Below are 25,643 nucleotides of genomic sequence, written 5' to 3' on the forward strand. Positions count from 1 at the left end.
TAAGGGATCAAAATTCTATGGATAGAATGATGCAGCCAATTAAAGATTATCTGTTTGCTGATCAGCATAATTATCAGGGCAATGTAGATGCGCGTTTTCGCGACCTTGCTCGTCAGTTTAGCCGCCTACAGGATGCACGTACTGAACAGGGTGGTGCAGCACTTGTCGTATATTTTCAGCGACAAAAAGTTGTCGATATTTATACCGGAAAGAAGTCTGCCACAGAAAACTGGCAGCCCGATACCATGTCACTATGCTATTCCACTGGCAAAGGTGTACTAGCAACCCTAGCGCATATTCTGGTCAGTAAAGGTTATCTGGACTATGACAGATCAGTTGCAGAATACTGGCCTGAATTTGCCCAGAAAGGTAAACGGTCGATTACTTTGGCACATATGCTGAGCCATCAAAGTGGCTTGTTTGATATCCGTAATATCATTGATGATGCCACTGAAATGGCTGACTGGTCACACATGCTGGAGCGGATCGCGGCAGCTGAACCACGTTTTCAGACCACGACAGATGCCGCTTATCAACCTTTGACTTTTGGATGGCAAGTGGGTGGAGTATTGGAAAAGGCAACCGGTAAATCATTAAACCAATTAATGCAGGAATATCTGGTTCAGCCTCTGCAATTAAATGGTGCCTATTTTAGTGTGCCGCTGGATGAACTGCCTCGAGTTGCACGACCGATCTTTAAAGCAAAGTCTGCATCTCAATCTTCTAAAGGCAAAAAAGTAGCCGCACGCAAACCCGGTTTAATAGAGCGCGCCCTGATCTGGAGTGGTCAGAGTCCACAAGATTTTCAAGATGGCATGATTCCTAAAGGCATGAAGAATTTTAACTTCTTTAGTGATGAAGGTTTACAGGCAATTATTCCTTCGGCTAATGGCGTCTTTACTGCAGAGAGTCTGGCAAAAATCTATGTGATGTTGGCCAATCACGGTGCCTGGCAAGGCCAGCAGTTGATTTCACCTCCAGTATTGCAGCGACTAAACCAGGTGCAATATACCCATCGTGATCGGGTGATGCCTGTACCCATGCACTGGCGTCTGGGTTATCACCGTATTTTGACCTTGGGTAAAGCCTCTACAGGTTTCGGTCATATGGGCTTTAACGGTTCTGGTGCCTGGTGCGATCCGGAACGCAGTTTAAGTTTTGCCTATACCCATAACTTCCCCACAGGTTCATTAACTGGAGATTACCGTCTTTGGGGGCTGACGCAGGAAACTTTGCGCTGTGCTGATGCGGTATTGACAGGAAGAAAAGGCTGGCGCTAACTGAATATCCTTGATTTGGGAGTTTAGTCAGTCATTTAAAATATGCTATTTTGTGGCAAATTCCAGCGCTGCGAAATGAAATCATGAAAAAAGTAATACTGATTCCCTTAGTGGCAACCGGTGCTTTATTCGGTTGTCAGGATCAATCCCAGTCAGCTAAAAATACTATTGTTGAAGCCAAGGCGCAGATTCCAGCATGGGCGGGAGAGTATCAGGGTACAACTCCTTGTATGGGCTGCTTGTCGCGTTGTGATGATTGCCCAGGTATGGCTGTCATGCTAACTCTGTATGAAGATCAGACTTATACTTTGCAGCGTGAAAGCCTGAGTGGTCATAATGGGGTGGAAACCTTTAGTGGTCCAATTCGTTTTCAGGATGATTCTTATCAGAAAATTGAGCTGGTGAATGTAGCAACTCGTAATTTACTGTATGTTGATCTGGAAGAGCATGTGCTGGAAATCCGTGAAGACAAAAGCGGTAAACGTTACCAGATGCAGAGTGATTTTATTTTAGGGCGATTCGCTTAAGCAGATTCAACTCAATTCTTTACCTTCGATCAGAAATTTTTATTTTTAAGATTGTATTCATCTACTCAAATAGATGGAAGATCAATAGATATTTTATCTTTCAAATATACAAAAACTATTCTGATATTTCACTCAGGCATAAAAATGGAGCAAACAGCTTCGAGATAGTTGATTTAAATCAGTTTGATAGGCCTATCTCTCCAGATCATAACTGATTAATTCATTCACTATTTTATAAAAAAACAGTATGCTTAGACCTGTAAAAAGGAGCATACATGTATCAAGTACTTGCGCGAAAATACCGTCCCCGCAATTTCAACGAATTGGTCGGTCAAAACCATGTTTCACGTGCTTTAACTAGTGCACTGGAGCGTGGCCGTTTGCACCATGCCTATTTGTTTACGGGAACGCGTGGTGTTGGTAAAACCACGATTGCACGTATTTTGGCGAAGTGCTTGAACTGTGAAACCGGTATTACATCAACTCCTTGTGAGGTATGTCCGACCTGTACCGCCGTCAATGAAGGCCGTTTTATTGACCTGATCGAGATCGATGCGGCATCACGTACCAAAGTCGAAGATACCCGTGAGCTGCTGGACAATGTCCCTTATGCGCCAACTCAGGGTCGTTTCAAGGTTTATCTGATCGATGAAGTACATATGCTGTCCACGCATTCTTTCAATGCTCTATTAAAGACACTGGAAGAACCACCGGAGCATGTCAAATTCCTGTTCGCTACCACAGATCCACAAAAGCTGCCGATTACCGTTATTTCTCGCTGCCTGCAATTTACTTTGCGTCCATTGGCTGTTGATGAAATTACCGAACATCTGGGCAATATCCTGACGAAAGAAAGCATTCAGGCTGATCAGGATGCGATCTGGCAGATTGCTGAATCTGCTCAGGGCTCGCTTCGTGATGCCTTATCCTTAACCGATCAGGCGATTGCCTATGGTCAGGGGGCGATCCAGCATCAGGATGTCAAAGACATGCTGGGCTTGATCGACCGAACAATTATTTATGATCTGATTCTGGCGATTCATCAAAACCAGAAAGCACGTGTCAGCGAATTGTTATTGCAGTTCCGTCAGCAGGCGCTGGATGTATCACTGGTTTTAGATCAGCTGATTTCTACCTTGCATGAACTGGCTTTATTACAATATCTGCCAGATTTAAGCCTGAAATACAGTGCCGAGATCAATCAAAAGATCATGCAGTTATCGGCTTTAATTTCAGCACAAGATTTGCAGCTGTATTATCAGATTGCCTGTAAAGGCCGGGCTGACCTACAGCTTGCGGTTACGCAGGAGCAAGGCTTTGAGATGACGGTGCTGCGTTTGCTAGCCTTCCGTCCGCTACAGCCCAATGAAATTCCAACTAATACAGCTCAGATACAACAAGCTGTACCTGCTGCTTCAGCTTCACAACAAAATCAGATAACGCAGCAGGAAAGTGCTCCGGTTGCTCAAGCTGTAGAAGATTTTTCCTTAGATGATGACTATGAAGACGATCAGGATGATAATCCAGTCACTGCACAGTCTGAACTATCTTCGGATGACTTTCTGGATGAAGACGAGCCAGAAACCAATTCTGAGCCTCAAGTTATACAAGCTGAATCAACTAGAGTAGAACAATCTGAGTCTGAACAAATTGTATTTGATCCAAACCTGGAAGATGGTCTGTTTGGTTTTGACGATGTTCCTGCAGAACCTGTTCCATCCAGCCCTGAAGCCAGCAGTGATGATTTCCTCTTAGAAGAATTCATTCCTGAAAATGATACTGCTGCACTAGTAGAACAAGAACCGGAGTTTAATCTGGATGCCTCGACTCCTGGATCAGAACAAGTGATTCATAAAGCAGATGAAAGCCGGCCAGAAATTTCTACTCAGACAGAGGCTGCATCAACTCAAATCGCAAATACAAATATTTCTACAGACCGTAATCTGATGCCTCAGGATATTCTGCAAATTCCGGTACAGAATATGCAAGGTGAATGGACGGTAGAAAAATGGGAATTCTGGTTTCGTAACAGCCAGTTATCTCCAGCAGTTCAGGAACTGGCTCAGTATGGCATCATGACCGGCCAGATTAATGCAGCATCGGTATTTCATATTCCAGAGCGTTATCAGCCGCTTTTGTCGCAGCTACAACATCATCTGGAAGCAGCTTTGCGGGAACAATGGCCGCAGACCATTTTCCAGGTGAAGTTTGAAGATGTAGAGCAGTTAACGCCATATACCATGCAGCAAGAACGTAAAGTACGTGCTTTTAAACGTGCAGAAGAGCTGTTGCAGGCTGAACCGGCTGTACGTGACTTGCTAGAACAGTTTGATGGTGAATTGCACAATATTCAGCTGAAATAAAATAATCTTATACTGAGACAAAACGCGCTAAAGCATCCCGCATTTCAGCTGGAATCGGGGTGCTTTTTCGTGTGTAGCGATCGACAAACACATGCACGAAACTGCCTTGAGCTGCTGCCGTATCAGAGTTCATTTTGAAGATTGCCAGATCATAGCTGAGAGAACTATTACCCATTTTTTCTATGGCGACACCTACCTCTATAATTTCCGGATAAGACAGCTCCTGATTGAACTGGCATTGCGAGCTGACCACCAGTCCAATTATTGGAGAATATTTGGGATCAAATGCGGCTTCCTGAATCAAGAGGGCATTCGCGACCGTATCAAAATAGCTGTAATAAGTGACATTATTGACATGGCCATACAGATCATTGTCTGCCCAACGAGTCTGTATCGGCAGAAAAAATGAATAATGTTCACGTTGTTTAAGAGCTGCTTTCATATTTTAAAATAACTTGTAGTGACTAGGTCTGCTGAGTTAAAAAATAAACCTAAATTTAATAAATCGACTGATAGATGTTGTAAGCATCTTCCAGAGTAAGTTCACGTGGATTGTTCTGTAACAGGCGGCCCTGTTTCATGGCATCTTCGGCCATGATCATCAGCATATGTTCAGGAATTCCTAACTGTTTGAGTTTCAGGGTTAAGCCACTTTTCACCAGATGGTTATTAAAATGATCAATAAACAGGTCAGTCAGGCCATCATGGCAGCCTTTGCTTTGCGGATCTAACCAGCACATCAGTTCGGCATAGAGGGCTTTGGCATCCGGTGTATTAAATTTCATCACTTCAGTTAATACCAGTGCATTACTATGTCCATGCGAAATATGGAAATGTCCACCTAGCGGATAAGCCAACGCATGTACAGCACCCACTGGTGCATTGGCAAAGGCTTGACCTGCCAACATCGAGCCAACCAGCATGTTTTGACGTGCTTCCAGATCCTGACCATCGTCCAGCACACGTTGAAGATTGGCATTTAACAGTTTCAAAGCATGCTTGGCCAGCATATCGGAATAAGGATTTTTTTTGATTTTAGAAGTATAAGCTTCAATAGCATGAACCATGGCATCAATGCCGGTCGCAGCAGTAATTAAAGGTGGCAGATTTTGGGTAAATGTTGCATCCAGAATGGCAGTATCCGCAAACAGGATCGGTGCCACAATGCCGGTTTTTGTGGTTTCACCGGTAGTGACAATTGAAATTGGGGTGACTTCAGATCCTGTACCTGCAGTGGTAGGAACTAAAATCAAGGGCAAACGAGGGCCAGTGGCCTGATTTACGCCATACAAATCGGATAAAGATTGGTGCTGTGCTGGATGACTCAAGATTGCAATCAGCTTGGCGACATCCATAGAGCTGCCACCACCAAAGCCAATTACGATATCGACATTTTCCTGTTTGGCAAAATCTGCGGCTTCAAGCACTACATGCTCAGGTGGATCGACCTGTACATCGGAATAAATTGCATAATCTAGTCCCGCATCTTCAATAATTTCCAGAATAGGCAGGTGTAATTGATGCTGTAGCATACCTGGGTCAGTGACCAGTAAAACACGCTGATAACGGCCCTGTTTGAGAATAGAGGATAATTCCTGAATCGTACCGAGGCCGGCGATGATGTTGGGAACGGTTTGAAACTGAAATCGATTCATGTCTTTATCCTTTAATTTTTATCGCAAATACAAAATTATTATGGGGCGGTGATATAGGATTCATCAGTTAAATAACTTAACATAAGTATCTTGAAAATGATTAACTCTGAGGTTGTTTATGTCATCCAGAACGCCATATAAGGTGTTATGTGTTTGTTTGGGAAATATTTGTCGTTCTCCCACGGCAGAAGTGGTACTCAGACATTATTGTGATGAACAGAAACTCGATATTGTGGTCGACTCAGCAGGAACCAGTAATTACCATCCGGGGAAAGCACCTGATTTGCGTAGCCAGCAGCATGCCTTAAAGCGAGGTTATGATCTTTCCGGTCTGCGTGCACGTCAACTTAAAACCCATGATTTTATTGACTATGATCTGATTCTGGCGATGGATCTGGAAAATCTGGCGGATATTCACGCGCTTCAGCATCAGGCAGAGGCAGAATTCGGACACCTGCGTGCCCAGGTTGCTTTAATGAGTGAACATGATCAGCACTATCCAAAACAGGCTTTGCCAGACCCATATTATGGCGGGGCAGATGGTTTTGAGCGTGTCCTGAACCAATGTGAGTCCAGCAGTCGGGCTTGGGTAGAAATTTTTAAACAACATCAAACAGAAAAGGTTTAAGTCATGCAGATTCAGACTCAGGTTCAACTTAAACCTTTTAACACGCTAAATCTTGAAGCGATTGCCGCTTATTACAGCCAGATCCAATCAACTGATGATCTGATTGCCGCACTGGAGTTTGCTGAGCAGCAACAACTGAATGTGTTAATTCTTTCTGGCGGTAGCAATATGTTATTGCCGGAACAGATTGATGCACTCGTCCTGCATATGGATATTCAGGGCATTGAAATGCTGGAAGGAAATGAGCAGCATCAATGTCTGCGGGTAGGCGGGGGCCAAGTTTGGCATGACTTCGTACTCTGGACGACAGAACAGAAATTCTATGGTTTGCAGAATCTGGCCCTGATTCCCGGGCTAGTCGGCGCATCTCCAGTGCAGAATATTGGGGCATACGGTGTCGAGGTCGGCGAATTTATTCATGCGGTAGAGGTCTATGACCGTAAGCTGAAAAAATTTGATTCCATTCCTGCCGCAGACTGTCATTTTTCCTATCGTCATAGTATTTTTAAAGATGATCCAACACGTTATGTGATTACACACGTTACTTTTAAATTACTAAAACAGGTAAATCTGAAACTGAATTATGGTGATCTTAAAGCAGCGGTGGGTGATAATCTCACAGCAGAAAACTTGCAGCGGCAGGTGATCCGGATTCGTCAGAGCAAACTGCCTGATCCTAAAGAATTTCCAAACGTGGGAAGTTTCTTTAAAAATCCTATCGTAAATCAACAGGTTTTTTACCAAATTGCTGTGCATTTTCCTGATTTGCCCCATTATCCGCAGGCCAATGATCAGGTTAAAATGGCGGCAGGCTGGCTGATTGATCAGGCAGGCTGGAAGGGGAAACAGCTTGGGCCAGTAGGCATGTTCCATAAACAGGCACTGGTTCTGGTGAACTATGGTCATGCTTCTCTGAAGGATGTCCGTCAAACCTATGGCGCAGTACAGCAGGCTGTCTGGGACAAATTCAAGATTATGCTCGAACCTGAACCGGTATTATTTGATTGTAAAGGCTTAATTCGATCTCATCAGGATAAATAACGTATATGAAAAACACCCATTGGATGGTCCGTTTAGTACAAATCGTCGCAGGACTGTTTGTATTTTTCGGCTGTCTGGTGATGTTAATCTATTCGCCATTTTATTCGCAGCTTGTGGTTAAGGGACTCAATCGATTTGTGTCCTTTGAAATTAACGAAGTTGCAGCACAAAGCCAGAAAATGGCTTCCCTGAGTGAAGATGATACGCTCGAACCAGGTTCTGATCAGTGGATTGCCCGTCAGGCTTATTTACATGTGATGGAACAGGATATCCAGAAAAATCATTCTGCCAATCTGATGCTGATTCAGGCACGCTACAAGATACTGCAACAGATGATTGAAGAACATCAGCGTGAACAGCAGGAAGAAAAAGCAGAACAGAATCAGCCTGCACAAGTGCCTTTATTGTCCCAGCAAGAACCTGTTGAAGCCGTTGACCCAACTCAGAAGGTCCGCGAACTGCTGGAGTGGGACAGTAATGAAAACAAAGAACGCGTTGAGCAATATATTGAATTCTTGACAACTCATCCTTTAGAAGATGAAGAAGCGAGTGCCGTTCAGGTCACAGCGAAAGAGGAAATCAAGGAAGATCTGGCTTTACTGCAAGAACAACAGCAACAAAAACCGGTCAATCAATCTAAGCCTTATGCCATTGTGGTCTTAGGTGGTGGTCTAACCTTGCATGAAAATGGTAAGGATATTGTGGTCAATGACTATACCCGTTTGCGTCTGGAAACCACACTCGCAGTTGAAAAACAGTATCAGTTACCGATCGTATTGAGTGGTGTGGAAGCGCCGTATATGCAGCGCTGGTTACAAAATTACAATGTCGATGCCAAATTGCTTGAAGACCGTAGCATGAATACCTGTGAAAATACCCGTTTCAGCTCATTATTATTGCAAAAAAAAGGTGGAGCACCGACTGTGATTCTGATTACCGACCGTTATCATATGCCACGTACCCGTCGTCTGTTTGCATTAAATGGCATTCAAACTATTCCAGTGGAAGCACCGATGCCGAAGTCCTTGACCCGTTGGCGTCCAAGTCGACAAAATTATGATCATAGTCGCCGTGCCAATTATGAAATGCTGGCCACTATCCGCGATATGTGGTTTGGCTCCAGTGACTGTCGGGAGGTGCCTTAATGTCTGATATTCCGTTTTTAAACCCGACCATCCTGAAACAGCTGGATTTACCTGTTCCAAGCAGGGAAACAACGCCACAGCTTTTACAGCCCTTAAACCTGAACAGGGATGACCAGCCCACTATTGATCTGCTGTCTTATCGCAGACTGTATGGTTTCGATTTGCTGGATTGCAAGCATTGGCAGGGTTATGTACAGATGCCGCTGTTTAAACTGCATGTGCAGGTATTTACACCCAATCTGGAAAATACCCGTTTTGACAAGATTCAGGGAACGGCCTTTCTATTACATGGATATCTGGAACATAGCGGAATTTATCAGCCGATTGTACGTGAGTTGCTGGAACAGGGCTTTAGCGTCCTGACCTATGACCTGCCGGGGCATGGTCTCAGCGATGGTTCATCTGCCAGTATCCAGAATTTTGATCATTACCAGCAGGTTTTGCATGCGGTATATCGTTATGTGAAGCATGCCGAGCAGTTACCTAAACCTTGGGTTGGCATTGGACAAAGTACCGGTGGTGCGATCTGGATGCATCATTTGCTCGAATTTGCAGAACGACGCGAAAATCCGTTTGTAGATCGCGTGCTGTTATTGTCACCATTGATTCGTCCAGCTAAAACTGCCTGGTGGCACAATCCGCTCGGTCTCGGCATTATCAGCCGGATCAAGCGTGAAGTACCACGTCATTTCCGCCGTAATAACCATAATCCTGAATTTCTGCGCTTTATCCGACTTAAAGATCCTTTGCAACCCCGCATGATGGGCATGGATTGGATTCTGGCGATGTCACGCTGGATGCTGGAAATGGAAGCACGTCCAGCCTGCCGAATCCCTGTCTGGTTAGCTCAAGGTGCTCAGGATCAGACAGTGGACTGGCGTTATAACATTGAATTTATCCGTCGCAAGTTCCGCCTGCAAACTTTGTTAATGCTGGAAGAAGGTTCACATCAATTGATTAATGAACGCGCGGATATCCGTGCAGCACTCACAGGTTTAATTCCAGCCTTTTTACATGCGCATGGCAGTAAGACCTATTATTAGACTGTGACACTCTCAATTAAAAAAAGGCGTTTTAGTAAACGCCCTTTTTTTGTCTAATTTGACTAATTTTTGATTCTTATAGGCTCAAAAACTTTCCAGTTTGGCCATATTCCACATACGGAAATAAAAGTTTTCCTCATCTTTATTTTCGCAATGTAATAATTCGCCTTCTTTAAGCCAGAAATGAATCTGGGCAAAGTTCTTGATTTCATGATTGCTGATTCGCTGTGCCAAATGATGCGGCTTAATGGCAGAAGGATGTTTTAAACCTGCTGAAGCGATGAGCTCAGACAGGGCATGCATTGTATTTTTATGGAAATAAAACACTCGCTCTGCCTTAGTCGGGACATGTAGTGCTTTTTGACGCTCTTTATCCTGAGTAGTCACTCCTACTGGGCATTGATTGGTATGACAACTTTGTGCCTGAATACATCCGACTGCAAACATGAATCCGCGCGCTGAATTGACCCAATCTGCGCCAAGCGCCATGGTACTGGCAATATCAAAAGCACTGATAATTTTCCCGCTTGCACCAATTTTAATCTTGTCTCTCAATCCTGCACCGACCAAGGTATTGTGCACAAACAAAAGGCCTTCTCTTAAAGGAGTACCCATATAGTCAATCAATTCAATTGGTGCAGCACCGGTACCGCCCTCAGATCCATCTACCACAATAAAATCAGGATAAATTTTGGTATGTAGCATGGCTTTCACCATACTCATAAATTGCCAAGGTTGACCCAGACAAAGTTTGAATCCGACTGGCTTACCTTCAGAAAGCTCGCGCAGTTGTTGAATGAAATTCATCATTTCAATGGGAGTTTTAAACGCTGGATGACCAGAAGGTGAGACACAATCATGTTCACGGCTAATCCCGCGAATCTGAGCAATTTCTTCTGAAATCTTGGCTTTAGGTAAAATCCCGCCATGTCCAGGCTTTGCGCCTTGTGAAAGCTTGATTTCAATCATCTTTACTTGAGGTAGCTTGGCTTTTTCTGCAAATTTCACCGGATCAAACTGACCCTCTAAGGTCCGACAACCAAAATATCCGCTACCAATTTCCCAGACAATGTCACCGCCATGTTCCAGATGATAAGGGCTGATACTACCTTCCCCGGTATCATGAAAGAATTTGCCTTTTTGCGCACCAAGATTCAAAGCCCGAACCGCATTGGCACTTAAACTTCCGAAACTCATAGCCGAGATATTCAAAATGGAAGCAGAATAAGGCTGGGTACATTGCTCATTGCCGATTAGAATACGAAAGGTTTCTGGATCGGCAGGTCTGCAAGGGGTAAGGGAATGGCTAATAAACTTATAATTTTCTTCATAGACATTTATGATCGAGCCGAAGGGCTTATCTGAATTTTCATTTTTAGCCCGTTGATACACCAGACTGCGCTGCATACGTGAAAATGGCAGGGCATCCCGATCCGCTTCAATAAAATACTGACGAATTTCAGGACGGAATTCTTCAAAGATAAAGCGGAAATGACCCATAATCGGGTAATTTTTTAAGATTGAATGTCTGTTCTGCAAGACATCATATAGGCCTAGCAGGCTCAGCAGAATACTGACGATCCATAAGGTATTCACCAAAGTTGCCGGCATAAAATAATAGATATAGCGCGGTTCATAACCGATATGAAAAATCGTAAAAATAACGGCGATGGTGATGCAGGCAAACCAGACCGAGTGCCGTGAAAAGAAAGTATTAAGTAATTTGTGTCGTACTAATTGCGCAGGGTTAGCCATTATGAAATTAAATTCCTATTTCCACTACGATAGCGTTTAATAATGTGCAGAGCTGCCTGGCTTATACAAGCATAGAATTGTTTTTTAATTTTATAAACTTGCTGAAAGTCTTTTAATGGCCGCCATACTTATCTTCTAGATAGATAATAAATTTTCCAAATAATCTTCTATGAAAAAATTGTGCAAAAGGCATGCATTCTTTTTATTTCAAAAACAGGCTTAAGCGCTCTATAGTGATTTTTATCCCCACAGCAGGAGTGTAAATTATGACAAAAAAATCGATCCGTTTTAATAATGCAGAGCTGGCTTGCTCATGTTATCAGACTCTTTAATTTCTAATGTGACACATCCGGTCTGTTTTCTGGGGCAAGAGGAAAGCAGACCGGCTCAGTAACAGATCACCAGAGCAATAATAAAAATAAAATAATAAATTGATCAGGTCCCCAAAATGGGGACTTTTTTATTCTTTGGAAGAGACTGAATCAGTTTCATTCACTTGGTAAACAGCATCTGCCACTATTTTTGGTTCGATGTTTTTGATTTTATTACCAAAACTGCGTAACCACCAGACCAGTTGCGAGGTAAAAGGCACAGTCGCACTAATCAGAGCCATGCCATTTTCAATTTTTTCAATGTTTTGATCTTTGCTGAGCTGACTTTCCTCAAAATAGTGTGCATCAGATTCAGGCATGCTCAGTTGAAGTAATACATTTTCTGTTGGCTGGTTAAAATCGACCCGGAATCCTAAAGCGCCAGATTCGATGTATTCATCAATATCAAAATTTACCGGATGCAGGGCACGAGAATTCAGCACCACCGCTGATTTAAAACGGTGCAGGGCAAAGGTTTGAATATCCGATTTATCATGACGGGTACAGACCAGATAGATAATTGAACCTTTTTGTACTAATGCCAGCGGATTTAAAATATAGGTTTTCTCTTCGCCATTATGACCACGACCCTGATAAACACATTCCAGCTGTTTGTCCTGTAACAGGCCTTCGTAAATCGCCTGTTGGGCCGTTTTATCGACTACAGGCGGAATAAGTGGCTGAGTGGCAGGCACGATTCTGACCCGGTTAATCCATTGCCGTACATTATTTTGTGATGACAGGCTGCGTCGAGCCAGATCAAACCAGGGGTTCATTTCTTCAATCAGACTAGGTGGCAGTAGGTGTTTGAGATGTTCTTCCACCATCATAAAAGTCACCGCCTGTGAACTGGTCATATGCGGCAAGCTTTGAATGGGCGCATCTGAACGCCAGCGCCAGCCTTGTGGCGTGGTTTTACTGCTCTCAATCGGAAAACGCTGGGCAATCTGGTTCAGGTCACGCTGAATAGTACGCAAACTGATCTCGATCCCTTCACGATTCAAGATTTCCTGGAGTTCACGGGTTCCCATCCATTTTCCGGTAGAAAGACGCGACAAGATTTGCCATTGGCGGTAAAGGCTATTGGAGGTTTCTTTTTCTTGTGCTGACATAATGTATTTTTACTGGCAATCAATGGAAACAAATTAAATATGAGCTTACCACAATAAAAAATCTGGCTTTTTTTCGCAAGTTATTCTGCGCAACAATTGACCTACAATCCGTAAACATCTTGGCGAAAAATGATATTGAGTGAATAGGCACTTTACTGGGTTAATGCATACTTCGAAACGGATGTCATGGCATGGATATTGCTCTGATTTTATTATAATAGATTACAATGAAGAGGTTTGTATGCTAAAAGAAAGCCAGGATACAAATACTATTACAACAGTAGAAAATCATACTGCAGCAGATTTAAGCAAAAATTTTACAGATACTACAGCACTCAATATTTCAATCAAACATAGTCCGCATTTTTTATACCAAGAGATTTCTTCGAAATTTTTCAATGAAATGCGTGATCATCAGGTGATGAACAGTCAGGCAGGTCAACGACTTGAAGAATGGCTGTCACAGCATACACTGGATGAACTGAATCAGCTAAATGAAGTAGCAAAAGAACATTTTCTTTCTGATGGTATTACGTTTACCGTATACGGCGATGAGCAAGGCACTGAGCGGACTATTCCGTTTGATGTAATCCCACGGGTGATTGCCCGTAAACAGTGGAATATGGTGGCACTCGGTTCAGCACAGCGTGTTCGTGCCTTAAACCTGTTTCTGCATGATATTTATCATCAGCAGGATATTCTCAAAGCCAATATTGTTCCTGAACTTCAGGTACTGACCCATGAAGCGTATCAGCCGCATATGTATCAGCATCATTTGAAAGGCAGTATCTATAGCCAGATTAGCGGGATTGATATTATCCGGGATTCCAAAGGCGAATTTTATGTACTGGAAGATAACCTGAGAACGCCGTCTGGTGTGTCCTATATGCTGGAATGCCGCAAGATCAGCCAGAAGTTAATGCCAAAAGTGTTTGAGCAATCCAATATTGCCGGTATTGAGCAATATCCAAAACTCTTAAGAGAAATTCTGGCGGAAAATGCCTATACCGATAATCCATTCATTGTGGTTTTGACTCCGGGTCGTTTCAATAGTGCTTACTATGAACATGCTTGCCTTGCAAGGGACATGGATGTACCTTTAGTGACATCACGTGATCTTTTTGTTGAGAACTCTAAGGTTTATGTAAAAACGATACGTGGGCGTCAACAGGTTGATGTTATTTATAGAAGGGTCGACGACGCCTATCTTGATCCACTGTGCTTTAAACCAGATAGTACTTTGGGTGTTCCGGGCTTAATGTCCGCATATTTACAACATAATGTTGTAATTACAAATGCACCGGGTACAGGTGTGGCAGATGATAAATCGATTTATCCTTATGTCGATAAAATGATTCATTTTTATTTAGGTGAAAAACCAATTTTAAATAATGTTCCAACCTACCAATGCCGTAATCCGGAAGATCTGGACTATGTGTTGGCAAATTTGGATCAGCTGGTCGTCAAGGAAGCACAAGGTTCTGGCGGTTACGGCATGCTGATTGGGCCACAAGCCTCTCAACAGCATATTGATATTTTCAGAGATAAGATTTTAGCTGCGCCGCATTTATATATTGCGCAGCCAACTTTGGATTTGTCGGTCAGTCCGACTTTAAGCAATTTTGGTATTGCTGAACGACATATTGATCTACGTCCTTTTGTCTTGAGCTCACCTTACCGCACTGAAATTGTGCCAGGTGGTCTGACCCGGGTAGCCATGCAGGCAGGCTCACTGGTGGTCAACTCATCGCAAGGTGGCGGGATCAAAGATACCTGGGTAGTCGACAACTTACATTCATAACATTCCAAAGAAGGATAACGTCATGGTTTTGTTAAATACCAATGCGCAACATATTTTTTGGTTAGGCCGTTATTTATCTCGTACCCAGTTTTTATGTTCGCATTTTCCATTTTTAGATGATGAAGCCGCTGTGGCTTATGCACATGCTTTCTGTTTGCCTGCGTTTGATGCCAGTTCCTTAAATGAGCTGGTTCTAGATAGCACCCAGCCGACTTCATTTACCCAACAGTTTCAAGTGGCAAAAGACAATATTCAGGAATTGCGCGGTGTATTGTCAGGCAAAGCCTATTCCGAACTACTGAAACTGATTAAAACTGCGGATCAGAATGCCGGTTATATCTGCGATGTCGTGACAGATTGTGCCGAAATTCTGGAAGCAGAATCATCAGATGTATTTCTGTTTTTCAGTCTGTGCCAATGTCTAGAACAGCTAGATCAGCAATTACGTCTCGGTGAAGATACGACCCGTACCTTATGTAAAATCGATTATATCGTGGATACACTCTGTGAAATTGGCTGGGGCAGTGTAAAGCAATACTGGACACAGTTACGTGCCGCACCTGATCTGAAGCAGTTTTACCAGTTTAGTGATCATATTCATCGCTTGTTCGAGGCTGATGTATGAAATTGATGGTGAATCACCAAACGCAATATACGTACACAGCTGAGGTGAGGAACAGTATTCAGTACATCAAAATGATGCCTTCCACCAATGAACACCAGAAAGTGCACTATTGGGATGTCAGTGTACCGGGTCAGAAAGTAATCCGGCATGATGCCTTTCAGAATCTCTGGATGACCAGTACACAGCGTGAATCCTATCATAGCCTGATGATCATGGCACAAGGCATCGTTGAGTTAAAACTCGCGCATGAGCAGGGCTTAAATGATTCATTAAATCCCTATCTGTTTTTACAACCGACTGAAGCCACAAAATGCAATGCAGAGATGAAGGATTTTGCAGAGCGGCATGTTCCAGCATTAACTCGTAAACATTTAATCGGCTTGGCCCAAGCCGTACTCGAACACGTTCCTTATATATCAAATAGTACTACGGTACAAGGTTCTGCGATTGATGCCTTTGAAGTACGTCAGGGTGTCTGTCAGGATCACAGTCATATTTTTATCGCCATGTGTAAACATTTAGGTTTACCATCACGTTATATATCAGGTTATCTTTATGCACAGAATGCCTCACATTTGGCAAGCCACGCTTGGGCTGAGGTATTTGTTGAACAAGCATGGTACTGTTTTGATGTGAGTAATCTGTTATTTACGCCAAGTGCGCATGTCTATGTTGCGGTGGGACGCGACTATTGGGATGTTGCACCAGTACGTGGTGTAAGAAAAGAAGGCGGTGTGGAATCCATGTATTCCATCGTCCAGGTACTAGGATGTTAATTCATTAATAAGGACAAAAAATGACGTATTGTTGTGCCCTTCGTTTAGAGCAAGGTATGCTATTTATCAGTGATACACGCACCAATGCTGGTGTGGATCACATTTCGGTATTCCGAAAATTATATACCTTTGGGGCAGATGGGGAGCGCGTTATCGTACTCCAGGCCTCCGGAAACCTGGCAACAACACAGGCGGTGATCGGACATATCAGAAATCAGCTGGAACTCAGGCAGGAACCGAATATCCTGAGTTTACCCACCATGTTTGATGTTGCGGAACTGGTGGGCAATACGCTCAAAAAAGTAATTGCCAATGTGACTGATGATAGTTTAGAACAAAGTACTTACTATTGTAATTTCCTGGTCGGCGGCCAGATTAAAAATCAGGAAATGCAGCTCTATCATATTTATCCGCAAGGCAATTTTATTTGCGCGACACGGGATACGCCATATTTCCAGATTGGTGAAAGTAAATATGGTAAGCCGATTCTGGATCGTGCTCTGACCTATGATATGCCACTCGATGAGGCATTACGCTGTTCTCTAATTTCTTTTGCTTCTACCTTACGTTCAAATGTATCTGTCGGTATGCCGCTGGATGTACTTGTCTATAAAAAAGACAGCTTGATGATGCCGAAAGGTAAACGTATTGCTGAAGACGATGAATATTTTACGGATATCAGTCGGCAATGGTCAGAAACTTTAAAGAAAGGTTTGGCAGAGCTGCCTACACCATCGAATGATTATTTCTTATAATATTTATAGAAATAAAAATAAGTTTTTCTTATAAGAATTAGTAAAAATTGACTGCTTAGTGTACAGTGCTAACTTCTATACGATATTGCATAGATAAGAATAGAGGTTAGCCGCATGTACCAATTTTGTTATGCCAGTGAAAGTACCTCGTCCAAAGCCGACTTACTTCAAGATTTAACGGATATCCTTAAAGAAGCACGTGATTTTAATCATCCTAATCAAATAACAGGGGTGCTTTATTTTGCTGATGGACATTTTTTCCAGTGCTTGGAAGGTGAATGTCTGGTTTTAAAAGCTTTACTGACAGAGAGACTATCTAAAGATTCACGCCATAAAAATATTAAACTATTTGAAACTAAAGAGATTGAGCAGCGTACTTTTGGCGACTGGTCGATGAAATACATTTCTAAACGCAGTTCCATTCAACAATTCTGCCAAGAGATGGGGCTTGAAGTTTTTACGCCTAATGATTTTAACCAGGAACAAGTAGATGCTTTATTACTTGAACTGTCATTAATCGAAAATGAAGAGCAAAAATTAGCTTAAATACTGACCGTATAAAAAAGCCCAATTTATATTGGGCTTCATTATTTTTGGCTAGTTTTTCTTTAAACCAGTTTGCGTACCGGGCGGGCAGACATACGGCAAAGTAATTCATAACCAATCGTACCATTGGCTTCAGCTACATCATCAACCAGACGGGATTTGCCCCATAGTTCGACTTCAGTACCTAATTCCAGATTGAGACCAGTTGCATCAATGGCAATCATGTCCATTGCCACACGGCCAATCACACGGGTTTGCTGATCATTAATCGCTACATAGTTCTGTTTCGGGAAAGCACGTGGATAACCATCACCATAACCGATAGAAACAATGGCTAAAGTCATATCTTGATCAGCAGTGAAAGTAGAACCATAGCCGACATGTTCACCCGCTTTGATATTGTTTAGTGCAATCACTTCCGCAGTAAAAGTCATGACTGGTTTTAGATCCAGATCATGTACAGTTTTGTCTGCAAATGGAGTCGCGCCGTAAAGCATGATACCTGGACGCACAAAGTCAAAATGCAATTCTGGATATTTATAGATCGCAGCTGAATTACAACAAGAACCCATTAAAGGTGCGCAGTCATTTTTCACTTCAAGGAACTGCTGGATTTGCTGTTCATTGAGTGGATGTTCCGCATCAGCATTGGCAAAGTGCATCGCCAGCACGCAGGTAAAACCTTCTGCTTTTAGTTGATTGATCACATCTTTAATCACATCAATTTTAAAACCAAGACGGTTCATACCGCTGTTGAGTTTCACCCAGACTTTCAAGCCTTTCGCAATATAGGCTTCTTTATTTGCCAGTAACCAGTCCAGTTGTGGCTGATGATGCACAATGACTTCAATATTCTGATCGATCACAACCTGCATTTCATCTGCAGAGAAAATGCCTTCGATCAGGGTAATGGGTTGCTGGTAGCCGAGTTCACGAATTTCCAGGGCTTCTTCCAGACAGGCGACCCCAAAGGTATCACTATCTTTTAAGGCTGCTAAGCAGTCTTTAACTCCATGTCCGTAAGCATTGGCTTTGACCATGCTGACGATTTTAGCGGTTGGGGCAAGTTGTTTGACACGGTTTAAATTATATTGCAGTGCTTCACTGTCAATATAAACTGTAGCTTGGCGCACCCTAGATACTCCTGCGGGATGACAAAAATAATATCGTGTGGAACACACAAAAGAGGGAGAGAAATAACAGGATTGTGAAAACAAAAGCGGTCATTTCAAAATTGCAAATATTGTAGACCTATCTGCCATAAATGGACATGCTCATTTATATAATTTCATGCACAGCAGGCATTCTAAATAAAAAAGAGACCATTTCGGCCTCTTTTTTGGAATCAAATTAACCTTGAGTGCTTATTCTTCATCATCATATTGGGCATAGAATTCAGGAGAGAGGTTACTGAAACGGGTATATTGACCTTCAAATGCCAGACGAACTGTACCAATTGGACCATTACGCTGTTTTCCAATAATAATCTCGGCAGTACCAGCTTCTTTGGATTCCTTGTTATAAACCTCGTCACGGTAAATAAACATGATCAAATCGGCATCCTGCTCGATCGCACCAGATTCACGAAGGTCAGACATTACCGGGCGTTTGTTTGGACGGTTCTCCAGAGAACGGTTCAACTGTGATAAGGCAATCACAGGACATTGCATTTCTTTAGCCAAGGCTTTTAAGCTGCGAGAAATCTCCGAGATCTCGCCTACACGGTTATCACCCATACCCGGCACTTTCATCAACTGAAGATAATCGACCATGATACAACCGAGTTTACCACCATGCATTTTGGCAATACGACGCGCACGCGCACGAACCTCAGTCGGTGGTAGTGCAGAGGAGTCATCGATATAAAGATGCTTTTCCTGTAAATGTACAATGGTACTGGTCACCTTAGACCATTCATCACTGTCCATTTTACCGGCACGTAAATGCCCTTGATGCACGCGGCCGAAAGATGAAATCAAACGCATCGCAATCGAATCCGCTGGCATTTCCATCGAATAGACCAGCGCAGGGAGGTTGTTGTTAAACAGCACACTTTCGACCAAATTCATGGCAAAGGTGGTTTTACCCATAGAAGGACGAGCTGCGACAATAATCAAGTCACCGGCCTGCATACCAGAAGTTTTATTGTCCAGTTCTACGAATCCCGTAGTTAAACCGGTAATTGAACCTTCTAATTGGGACAGTTCATTCAACTTGTCGAATACGTCAGCTACAACAGTATTGATGGCTTTGGGGCCTTGAGCCTTGGCATTGTTATTATGTTGTTCGGCAATCGAGAAAATATTGGTTTCAGCCAGATCCAGAATTTCACTCACTGGACGGCCTTTAGTGTCATAGGCATTCTGTAAAATTTCAGAGCTGACTTTGATCATGCTACGTAAAGTAGAGAACTCTTTAATTTTACCCGCATAGGTTTCCAGGTTATAGAAACTTGAAGGGGAGTCAGCCATCAGCTGCATTAAATATTCTTCACCACCGACAGCATCGAGTAAGTTCTGTTTGATCAGCCAGTCATGTACCAGTACTGCATCATAAGGCGAGTTTTCCTTAGAAAGCTGTTCAATGGCACGGAAAATATATTTATGCCGGGTCGCATAAAAATCATTTTCAGTCAGCACATCGCCGACTTGTTCAAAAGATTCAGCCACAGTCATAAGGGCAGCAAGTACAGCCTGTTCAATCGCTAAATTGTGCGGGGGAGTACGGAACTCCTTAAGTTGGGTATCAGCAACAATTTCTGGTTTAGCGGTAGGTGCCTTTTTGCTGGCATTCGCCTGTGACATATAAATCCCTGATTTTAAATACAATGGTTAAATATTGTCGGAGATGAATAAGGTTTATTCACTACGAGATGAAATGATACGCGGTCTAATCCAAAATGCGAAGTGCAATTTTTTGTGAACGCGAAGAATAAATTGAATTTTTTACTGTTGAGCAGATTATATTTTTTACAGATAAAAAAAGAGCATGCCAAAGCATGCCCTTTTTTCGGTGAGAAATTACTCAGCTACGATAGTAACCAGAACTTCTGCAGCAACATCATGGTGCAATTGAATTGCGATGTTGAATTCACCAGTGTTGCGAAGCGCGCCATTTGGAAGACGAACTTCAGCACGGTCAACTGTAAGACCAGCATTTGTCAACGCGTCAGCGATGTCACGAGTACCGATTGAACCGAACAGTTTACCTTCATCACCAGCTTTCGCAGTGATTACGATGTTAACTTCGTTCAATTGGTCAGCACGTGCTTGAGCAGCAGCTAATACTTCAGCTTCTTGTTTCTCAAGTTCAGCACGACGAGCTTCAAAAGCAGCAGTGTTAGCTTCAGTAGCTGCAACTGCTTTACCTTGAGGGATCAAGTAGTTACGACCGTAACCAGCTTTAACTGAAACTTTATCACCAAGTTTACCAAGGTTTTTAATGCGTTGTAATAAGATAATATCCACAGCTCAACCTCACTTATGATTGTCAGTGTAAGGGATCAAAGACAAGTAGCGAGCTTGTTTGATAGCAAGTGCTAGCTGACGTTGGTAACGAGCTTTAGTACCTGTAATACGGCTAGGAACAATCTTGCCGTTTTCAGTGATGTACTGTTTTAAAGTGTCGATATCTTTGTAGTCGATGTACGTAACGTTCTCAGCTGTAAAGCGGCAGAACTTGCGACGACGGTAAAAACGTGCCATGTTAGGTTCTCCTTATGCTTCAGCAGAGTCTTGAGCTTGTTGTGCTTCTTCACGTTGAGCTTTACGCGCACGTTTTTCTTCAGCACTCTTAGCCAATAGTGACTCTTCAGTGATAGCGTTTTCACGACGGATGATAAGGCTACGAATGATTGCATCGTTATAACGGAACAATTCTTCTAGCTCATCAAGAGTAGTTTGACCACACTCAACATTCATAAGAATGTAGTGAGCTTTGTGGATCTTGTTGATTGGGTAAGCCAATTGACGACGGCCCCAGTCTTCAAGACGGTGGATTTGACCTTCAGCTTCTTTGATGTGAGTCAGGTAACGTTCTACCATACCCACAACTTGATCGCTTTGGTCTGGATGTACCAATAGTACGATTTCGTAGTGACGCATTGTCAGCTCCTTACGGTTTAAACAGCCCCAATTTAAGTGAAATTGAAGCAAGGAGTCACAACCTTGGTTGTGTCGCATAATATGCGAAGCGTGAAGTTTAGTGGTTTTGGGGCTGAAATACAAGCAAATCTTGCCAGATGATGAATGTTTAAGCAGATAAGGAAGTTAATGAAAAAATTTACAAGAAGGAAATTTCTGGAAGAAACACAGTTACTTTAAATTGGCTTTAAGGGAATTATTTATTTAGCAGAAGAAATAAAAAAGATAGAGTAAAACTCTATCTTTTTAAAAAAATATGATTGGATTCTGCGGGGCAGTAGAAGTAAAACTGAAAATAATACTGATCACGGTAATCAGTTTGACCGAGAACATGAAATACTGTTTTGCCCATGCCTGATCATCTTCAGCTTTAAAGCCCTGAATACTGAGATAGATCCAGTAAAGCGTCATCAGATTCAATACCACCAGATAAATCCAGTTTGCATAACCATAAACAAATAGAGCATTCATGGTGATTCCGAACAATATCACGTAGATCAAAGATTCGATCTTGGTACGTCGAATTGAACGGGCGACAGGCAGAATTGGAATGCCTGCATTTTTGTAATCTTCAAAACGGTAAACTGCAATTCCCCATGAATGAGGCATTTGCCAGAGTGCATACCCTAGAAAAATTAAAAGGGCACCTAAGTCAAACTGACTTGCAACTGCGGTATAACCGATCACAGGCGGTGCTGCGCCAGAAATACTGCCTACCAGTGTTTGGTGAATAGTTGTTCGTTTTGTCCATAAGCTGTAAAAACCAACGTATACGACAAAACCAATAACTGCGAATAGGAAAGCGTATGCATTTACCCAGAACCATAAAATGCCAAAACCGATTACACCCAGTACAAAAGCAAAGGCGAGAGCAACAGGTACAGAAATGGTTTTTTTGACAAGTGCGCGATTTTGCGTGCGCTGCATTTTTTGGTCGATGTCCTGATCAATAACGTTATTGACCACGCATCCTGATGCTACTACGAGAGTAGTACCAATAAGAGTAAGAAGCAGGAGAAGGAAATCTACAGAACCTTGAGTGGCTACGAAGTAGCCACCCAAAGTGGTAACAAAGTTACCGAAGAGAATTCCTGGCTTAGTCAGGAATAAATACTTTTTCAGCATGACAACCAGTTTAGATCATCATATTGTAGTGTAGGTAGTTCATGATCCATACAGAACCCACTAAAAGAATAGCGATGGTTAAGATGGTATACACAAATGCAATTACGTTCCAGCGTTGCTCTGAAGAAGAGTTCATGTGCAAGAAGTAAATTAATTGCACAAGAATCTGAGCGACTGCAGTAATTGCAATAGCAGTAATCAAGATACCGCGGCTAAAACCACCTGTCATGACCATACCGAATGGAATTACAGTAAGGACAACAGACAGGATGAAGCCAACAGTATATTGCTTCATGTTACCGTGTGATTCGCCAGCAGCGTTATGATCATGACTCATTATAGAACTCCCATCAAGTAAACTACGCTGAATACACAGATCCATACGATGTCAAGGAAGTGCCAGAACAAGCTTAGGCACGCAAGACGACGAGTGTTAGGTAGAGTCAAACCATATTTCTTGATTTGAATCATTAACACGATCATCCATACCAAACCTGAAGTCACGTGGATACCGTGCGTACCTACCAACGTAAAGAACGAAGACAGGAACGCAGAAGTGCTAGGGCCATGACCAGCATGAACTAAATGATTGAACTCATAAAGTTCCATACCGATAAAGGCAGCACCGAATAACCAAGTGATCGCTAACCAGGTAAGAACCTGACCAACGTTTTTCTTGTAGGCAGCTAGAACGGCAAAACCAAAAGTTACGGAAGAGATCAAGAGGGCAAACGTTTCAGTTAAAACGAAGCCTAATGAATCACCAAACAGATCACGCGCGCTTGGAGTGCCTAATGGAACGTGGCTACTTAAAACAGCGAATGCAATGAAGAGTGTACCGAAAAGGATAAGGTCACTCATCAAGTAAGTCCAGAAACCAAAGACAGTGATGTCAGTATCATCGTGATGATGATGCTCATCGTGCCCGTGGTTATCGTGATGAAGTACTTCAGCCATGGTCTTAGTCCTTCTTCAAGTGTTTTTCAAGGATCGCATAACGTTCACCTTCAATACGCTCAACTTCAGCAGCAGGAACATAGTAATCCACTTTCTTGGTGAAAGAAGACACGATGAAGCTGATGATAGCTGCTACGAAAGTAACCGCTACTAGCCACCAGATGTGCCAGATTAACGCGAAGCCCATAACAGTGATGAACATTGCGATAATGAAACCAGCAGCACGGTTAGTCGGCATATGGATATCTTCGTACTTCGTAGGTTTTGCATAAGCAACACCGTTTTCTTTCTCGATCCAGAAAGTATCAATACCATTGATCTTTGGAAGATGAGCAAAGTTATAGAACGGAGCAGGAGAAGATGTAGCCCATTCAAGCGTACGACCATCCCATGGATCGCCAGTCAAATCTAGACGTTGATCGCGTTGTAGGAAACCAACAACGATTTGCATGATGAAACATACAATACCAAGTGCAACTAGAACAGCACCGAACATTGCGATGTTTACATACGGATCCCAGTCTGGGTTATCAAATGTATTCAGACGACGAGTCATACCCATGAAACCAAGGATATAAAGTGGCATGAATGCAAAATAGAAACCGAAGAACCAGAACCAGAATGCTGCTTTACCCCAAGTCTCATTCAGTCTCCAACCGAACATTTTCGGCCAGTAGAAGATGATACCCGCGAACATAGCGAATACTACACCACCAATAATTACGTTATGGAAGTGAGCGATCAGGAATAAAGAGTTGTGTACCAGGAAGTCCGCTGGTGGAACCGCCATCAATACACCTGTTAAACCACCGATACCAAAGGTCACAAGGAAGCCAAGTGTCCATAGCATTGGGGTAGTGTAAACGATACGACCCTTGTACATGGTGAACAACCAAGAGAAGATTTTCACACCAGTAGGAATCGCAATAATCATGGTCATGATACCGAAGAATGCGTTAACGTTGGCACCTGCACCCATGGTAAAGAAGTGGTGAACCCATACAACGAATGACAATACTGTAATTGCAACTGTTGCATAGACCATTGATTTGTAACCGAACAATGCTTTACGAGCGAAAGTCGATACAACTTCAGAGTAAATACCAAATGCTGGCAATACCAGAATGTATACTTCTGGGTGACCCCAAGTCCAAATCAAGTTCACATAAAGCATTGGGCTACCGCCTAGCTCGTTTGTGAAGAAGTGGAAGCCGAAGTAACGGTCAAGAGACAGCATTGCAATAGTAGCAGTCAACACTGGGAATGCTGCGATAATCAATACTGCTGTACATAAAGATGTCCAGGTAAAGATTGGCATTTCCATCAGTTTCATGCCAGGCGCACGCATTTTGATGATGGTAACGAAGAAGTTAACACCCGTTAATAGCGTACCCAGACCTGAAATCTGCAGTGCCCAGATGTAGTAATCCACACCTACGCCAGGAGAGTATTCAATGCCTGATAGTGGAGGATAAGCCATCCAACCAGTCGCAGCGAATTCACCAATCGCAAGTGAAGCCATCATCAGACCCGCAGCACCAGCGAACAGCCAGAAGCTTAAAGAGTTCAATAATGGGAATGCAACGTCACGTGCACCGATTTGAAGCGGTACAGAGATGTTCATTAAGCCAACAACAAGACCCATTGCCACGAAGAAGATCATGATCACACCGTGTGCGGTGAAGATCTGATCATAGTGTTCTGGGTGCAAGTAGCCTTCGCCGCCACCTTTTGCAAGGAACTGCTGAAGACGCATCATGATCGCATCGGCGAAACCACGTACCAGCATGATCACTGATACAAAGATATACATGATACCAATTTTTTTATGGTCTACAGATGTGAACCATTCGTTCCACAGGTAGCCCCATTTTTTGAAGTAGGTAATACCCGCAACAACTGCGATACCACCTAAGATCATCATTGCAACAGTTACCAGTACGATTGGATCGTACGGAATTGCATCTGGACCTAACTTACCTAAGAAGCTCATGAA

The 25,643-nt window shown here is 42.9% G+C and carries 25 protein-coding genes; 12 read left to right on the forward strand and 13 right to left on the reverse strand.

Annotated elements, in window-relative coordinates:
* Window positions 1–17 precede the first annotated feature (17 nt).
* The 3 genes from B3Q46_RS08610 (at window position 18) to dnaX (ending at window position 4,170) form a co-directional block, all read left to right on the forward strand.
* Entirely contained in the window at window positions 18–1,280 is a 1,263-nt protein-coding gene (locus B3Q46_RS08610; protein ID WP_005236061.1) for a serine hydrolase domain-containing protein, read from the forward strand.
* Window positions 1,281–1,363: 83 nt separating this feature from the next.
* Window positions 1,364–1,807, forward strand: a complete 444-nt coding sequence (locus tag B3Q46_RS08615; protein ID WP_005236059.1) for a copper resistance protein NlpE N-terminal domain-containing protein — start codon at window positions 1,364–1,366, stop codon at window positions 1,805–1,807.
* Between the two features lie 275 nt (window positions 1,808–2,082).
* The gene (dnaX, locus tag B3Q46_RS08620) at window positions 2,083–4,170 is read left to right on the forward strand and encodes a DNA polymerase III subunit gamma/tau (RefSeq protein ID WP_005236058.1); all 2,088 of its coding nucleotides are present in this window, start codon (window positions 2,083–2,085) and stop codon (window positions 4,168–4,170) included.
* 7 nt (window positions 4,171–4,177) lie between these two features.
* On the opposite strand, the gene B3Q46_RS08625 is transcribed toward dnaX, so the two are convergent.
* Together B3Q46_RS08625 and B3Q46_RS08630 are read right to left on the reverse strand one after the other, a co-directional pair.
* On the reverse strand, window positions 4,178–4,612 hold the full coding sequence (locus B3Q46_RS08625; RefSeq protein ID WP_005236056.1) for an acyl-CoA thioesterase: 435 nt from the start codon (window positions 4,610–4,612) through the stop codon (window positions 4,178–4,180).
* 55 nt (window positions 4,613–4,667) lie between these two features.
* Window positions 4,668–5,825 (reverse strand): iron-containing alcohol dehydrogenase, encoded by a 1,158-nt coding sequence (locus B3Q46_RS08630; RefSeq protein ID WP_005236054.1) that lies wholly within the window; start codon window positions 5,823–5,825, stop codon window positions 4,668–4,670.
* A gap of 118 nt (window positions 5,826–5,943) precedes the next feature.
* On the opposite strand from B3Q46_RS08630, the gene B3Q46_RS08635 reads away from it, so the two are divergent.
* Genes B3Q46_RS08635 through B3Q46_RS08650 form a run of 4 tightly spaced genes read left to right on the forward strand, consistent with a single transcriptional unit; the run spans window position 5,944 to window position 9,682 of the window.
* Window positions 5,944–6,453 carry a low molecular weight protein-tyrosine-phosphatase gene (locus tag B3Q46_RS08635; protein WP_005236052.1) on the forward strand — a complete coding sequence of 170 codons (510 nt, stop codon included), beginning with the start codon at window positions 5,944–5,946 and terminating at the stop codon, window positions 6,451–6,453.
* A gap of 3 nt (window positions 6,454–6,456) precedes the next feature.
* Window positions 6,457–7,494, forward strand: a complete 1,038-nt coding sequence (gene murB / locus B3Q46_RS08640; RefSeq protein WP_005236046.1) for a UDP-N-acetylmuramate dehydrogenase — start codon at window positions 6,457–6,459, stop codon at window positions 7,492–7,494.
* A 5-nt stretch (window positions 7,495–7,499) separates the two neighbouring features.
* The gene (locus B3Q46_RS08645; protein ID WP_005236039.1) at window positions 7,500–8,639 is read left to right on the forward strand and encodes a YdcF family protein; all 1,140 of its coding nucleotides are present in this window, start codon (window positions 7,500–7,502) and stop codon (window positions 8,637–8,639) included.
* Window positions 8,639–9,682 (forward strand): alpha/beta hydrolase, encoded by a 1,044-nt coding sequence (locus B3Q46_RS08650; protein ID WP_005236036.1) that lies wholly within the window; start codon window positions 8,639–8,641, stop codon window positions 9,680–9,682. The genes B3Q46_RS08645 and B3Q46_RS08650 overlap by 1 nt, the downstream gene beginning before the upstream one ends.
* Before the next feature lie 84 nt (window positions 9,683–9,766).
* On the opposite strand, the gene B3Q46_RS08655 is transcribed toward B3Q46_RS08650, so the two are convergent.
* Together B3Q46_RS08655 and B3Q46_RS08660 are read right to left on the reverse strand one after the other, a co-directional pair.
* Complete coding sequence (locus B3Q46_RS08655) at window positions 9,767–11,437, reverse strand: FMN-binding glutamate synthase family protein (RefSeq protein ID WP_005236035.1); 1,671 nt, start codon at window positions 11,435–11,437, stop codon at window positions 9,767–9,769.
* 460 nt (window positions 11,438–11,897) lie between these two features.
* Window positions 11,898–12,920, reverse strand: coding sequence for a helix-turn-helix transcriptional regulator (locus B3Q46_RS08660; protein ID WP_005236034.1), 1,023 nt, complete (start codon window positions 12,918–12,920; stop codon window positions 11,898–11,900).
* Between the two features lie 241 nt (window positions 12,921–13,161).
* On the opposite strand from B3Q46_RS08660, the gene B3Q46_RS08665 reads away from it, so the two are divergent.
* From B3Q46_RS08665 to B3Q46_RS08685, 5 genes are all read left to right on the forward strand, one after another.
* Window positions 13,162–14,721, forward strand: a complete 1,560-nt coding sequence (locus B3Q46_RS08665) for a circularly permuted type 2 ATP-grasp protein (protein ID WP_005236033.1) — start codon at window positions 13,162–13,164, stop codon at window positions 14,719–14,721.
* Between the two features lie 22 nt (window positions 14,722–14,743).
* Entirely contained in the window at window positions 14,744–15,346 is a 603-nt protein-coding gene (locus B3Q46_RS08670) for an alpha-E domain-containing protein (RefSeq protein WP_286714811.1), read from the forward strand.
* The gene (locus B3Q46_RS08675; RefSeq protein WP_286714813.1) at window positions 15,343–16,122 is read left to right on the forward strand and encodes a transglutaminase family protein; all 780 of its coding nucleotides are present in this window, start codon (window positions 15,343–15,345) and stop codon (window positions 16,120–16,122) included. The genes B3Q46_RS08670 and B3Q46_RS08675 overlap by 4 nt, the downstream gene beginning before the upstream one ends.
* Before the next feature lie 20 nt (window positions 16,123–16,142).
* Complete coding sequence (locus tag B3Q46_RS08680; protein ID WP_005236031.1) at window positions 16,143–16,877, forward strand: proteasome-type protease; 735 nt, start codon at window positions 16,143–16,145, stop codon at window positions 16,875–16,877.
* Window positions 16,878–16,991: 114 nt separating this feature from the next.
* A complete protein-coding gene (locus tag B3Q46_RS08685; protein WP_034704218.1) occupies window positions 16,992–17,423 on the forward strand; it encodes a BLUF domain-containing protein in 432 nt (143 codons plus the stop codon).
* Window positions 17,424–17,485: 62 nt separating this feature from the next.
* Here the strand turns inward: B3Q46_RS08685 and alr are convergent, their stop codons facing one another.
* The 9 genes from alr to cyoB all read right to left on the reverse strand — a co-directional run bounded on the left by alr (window position 17,486) and on the right by cyoB (window position 25,640).
* Window positions 17,486–18,556 carry an alanine racemase gene (gene alr / locus B3Q46_RS08690; RefSeq protein ID WP_005236027.1) on the reverse strand — a complete coding sequence of 357 codons (1,071 nt, stop codon included), beginning with the start codon at window positions 18,554–18,556 and terminating at the stop codon, window positions 17,486–17,488.
* A 231-nt stretch (window positions 18,557–18,787) separates the two neighbouring features.
* The gene (dnaB, locus tag B3Q46_RS08695) at window positions 18,788–20,227 is read right to left on the reverse strand and encodes a replicative DNA helicase (RefSeq protein WP_004783882.1); all 1,440 of its coding nucleotides are present in this window, start codon (window positions 20,225–20,227) and stop codon (window positions 18,788–18,790) included.
* Window positions 20,228–20,443: 216 nt separating this feature from the next.
* Window positions 20,444–20,890, reverse strand: coding sequence for a 50S ribosomal protein L9 (gene rplI / locus B3Q46_RS08700; RefSeq protein WP_004783880.1), 447 nt, complete (start codon window positions 20,888–20,890; stop codon window positions 20,444–20,446).
* 9 nt (window positions 20,891–20,899) lie between these two features.
* Entirely contained in the window at window positions 20,900–21,127 is a 228-nt protein-coding gene (gene rpsR / locus B3Q46_RS08705; protein ID WP_004278792.1) for a 30S ribosomal protein S18, read from the reverse strand.
* Window positions 21,128–21,139: 12 nt separating this feature from the next.
* Window positions 21,140–21,526 carry a 30S ribosomal protein S6 gene (gene rpsF / locus B3Q46_RS08710; RefSeq protein WP_004696436.1) on the reverse strand — a complete coding sequence of 129 codons (387 nt, stop codon included), beginning with the start codon at window positions 21,524–21,526 and terminating at the stop codon, window positions 21,140–21,142.
* Window positions 21,527–21,811: 285 nt separating this feature from the next.
* Window positions 21,812–22,690 (reverse strand): heme o synthase, encoded by an 879-nt coding sequence (cyoE, locus tag B3Q46_RS08715; RefSeq protein ID WP_005236026.1) that lies wholly within the window; start codon window positions 22,688–22,690, stop codon window positions 21,812–21,814.
* Between the two features lie 10 nt (window positions 22,691–22,700).
* Window positions 22,701–23,030 (reverse strand): cytochrome o ubiquinol oxidase subunit IV, encoded by a 330-nt coding sequence (locus B3Q46_RS08720; protein ID WP_171065470.1) that lies wholly within the window; start codon window positions 23,028–23,030, stop codon window positions 22,701–22,703.
* On the reverse strand, window positions 23,027–23,647 hold the full coding sequence (gene cyoC, locus B3Q46_RS08725; RefSeq protein WP_004783873.1) for a cytochrome o ubiquinol oxidase subunit III: 621 nt from the start codon (window positions 23,645–23,647) through the stop codon (window positions 23,027–23,029). The genes B3Q46_RS08720 and cyoC overlap by 4 nt, the downstream gene beginning before the upstream one ends.
* Before the next feature lie 4 nt (window positions 23,648–23,651).
* A complete protein-coding gene (gene cyoB, locus B3Q46_RS08730) occupies window positions 23,652–25,640 on the reverse strand; it encodes a cytochrome o ubiquinol oxidase subunit I (protein WP_166134966.1) in 1,989 nt (662 codons plus the stop codon).
* Window positions 25,641–25,643: the final 3 nt, after the last annotated feature.

The organism is Acinetobacter sp. UBA2581, assembly GCF_002339435.1.
Taxonomy (GTDB): domain Bacteria; phylum Pseudomonadota; class Gammaproteobacteria; order Pseudomonadales; family Moraxellaceae; genus Acinetobacter; species Acinetobacter variabilis.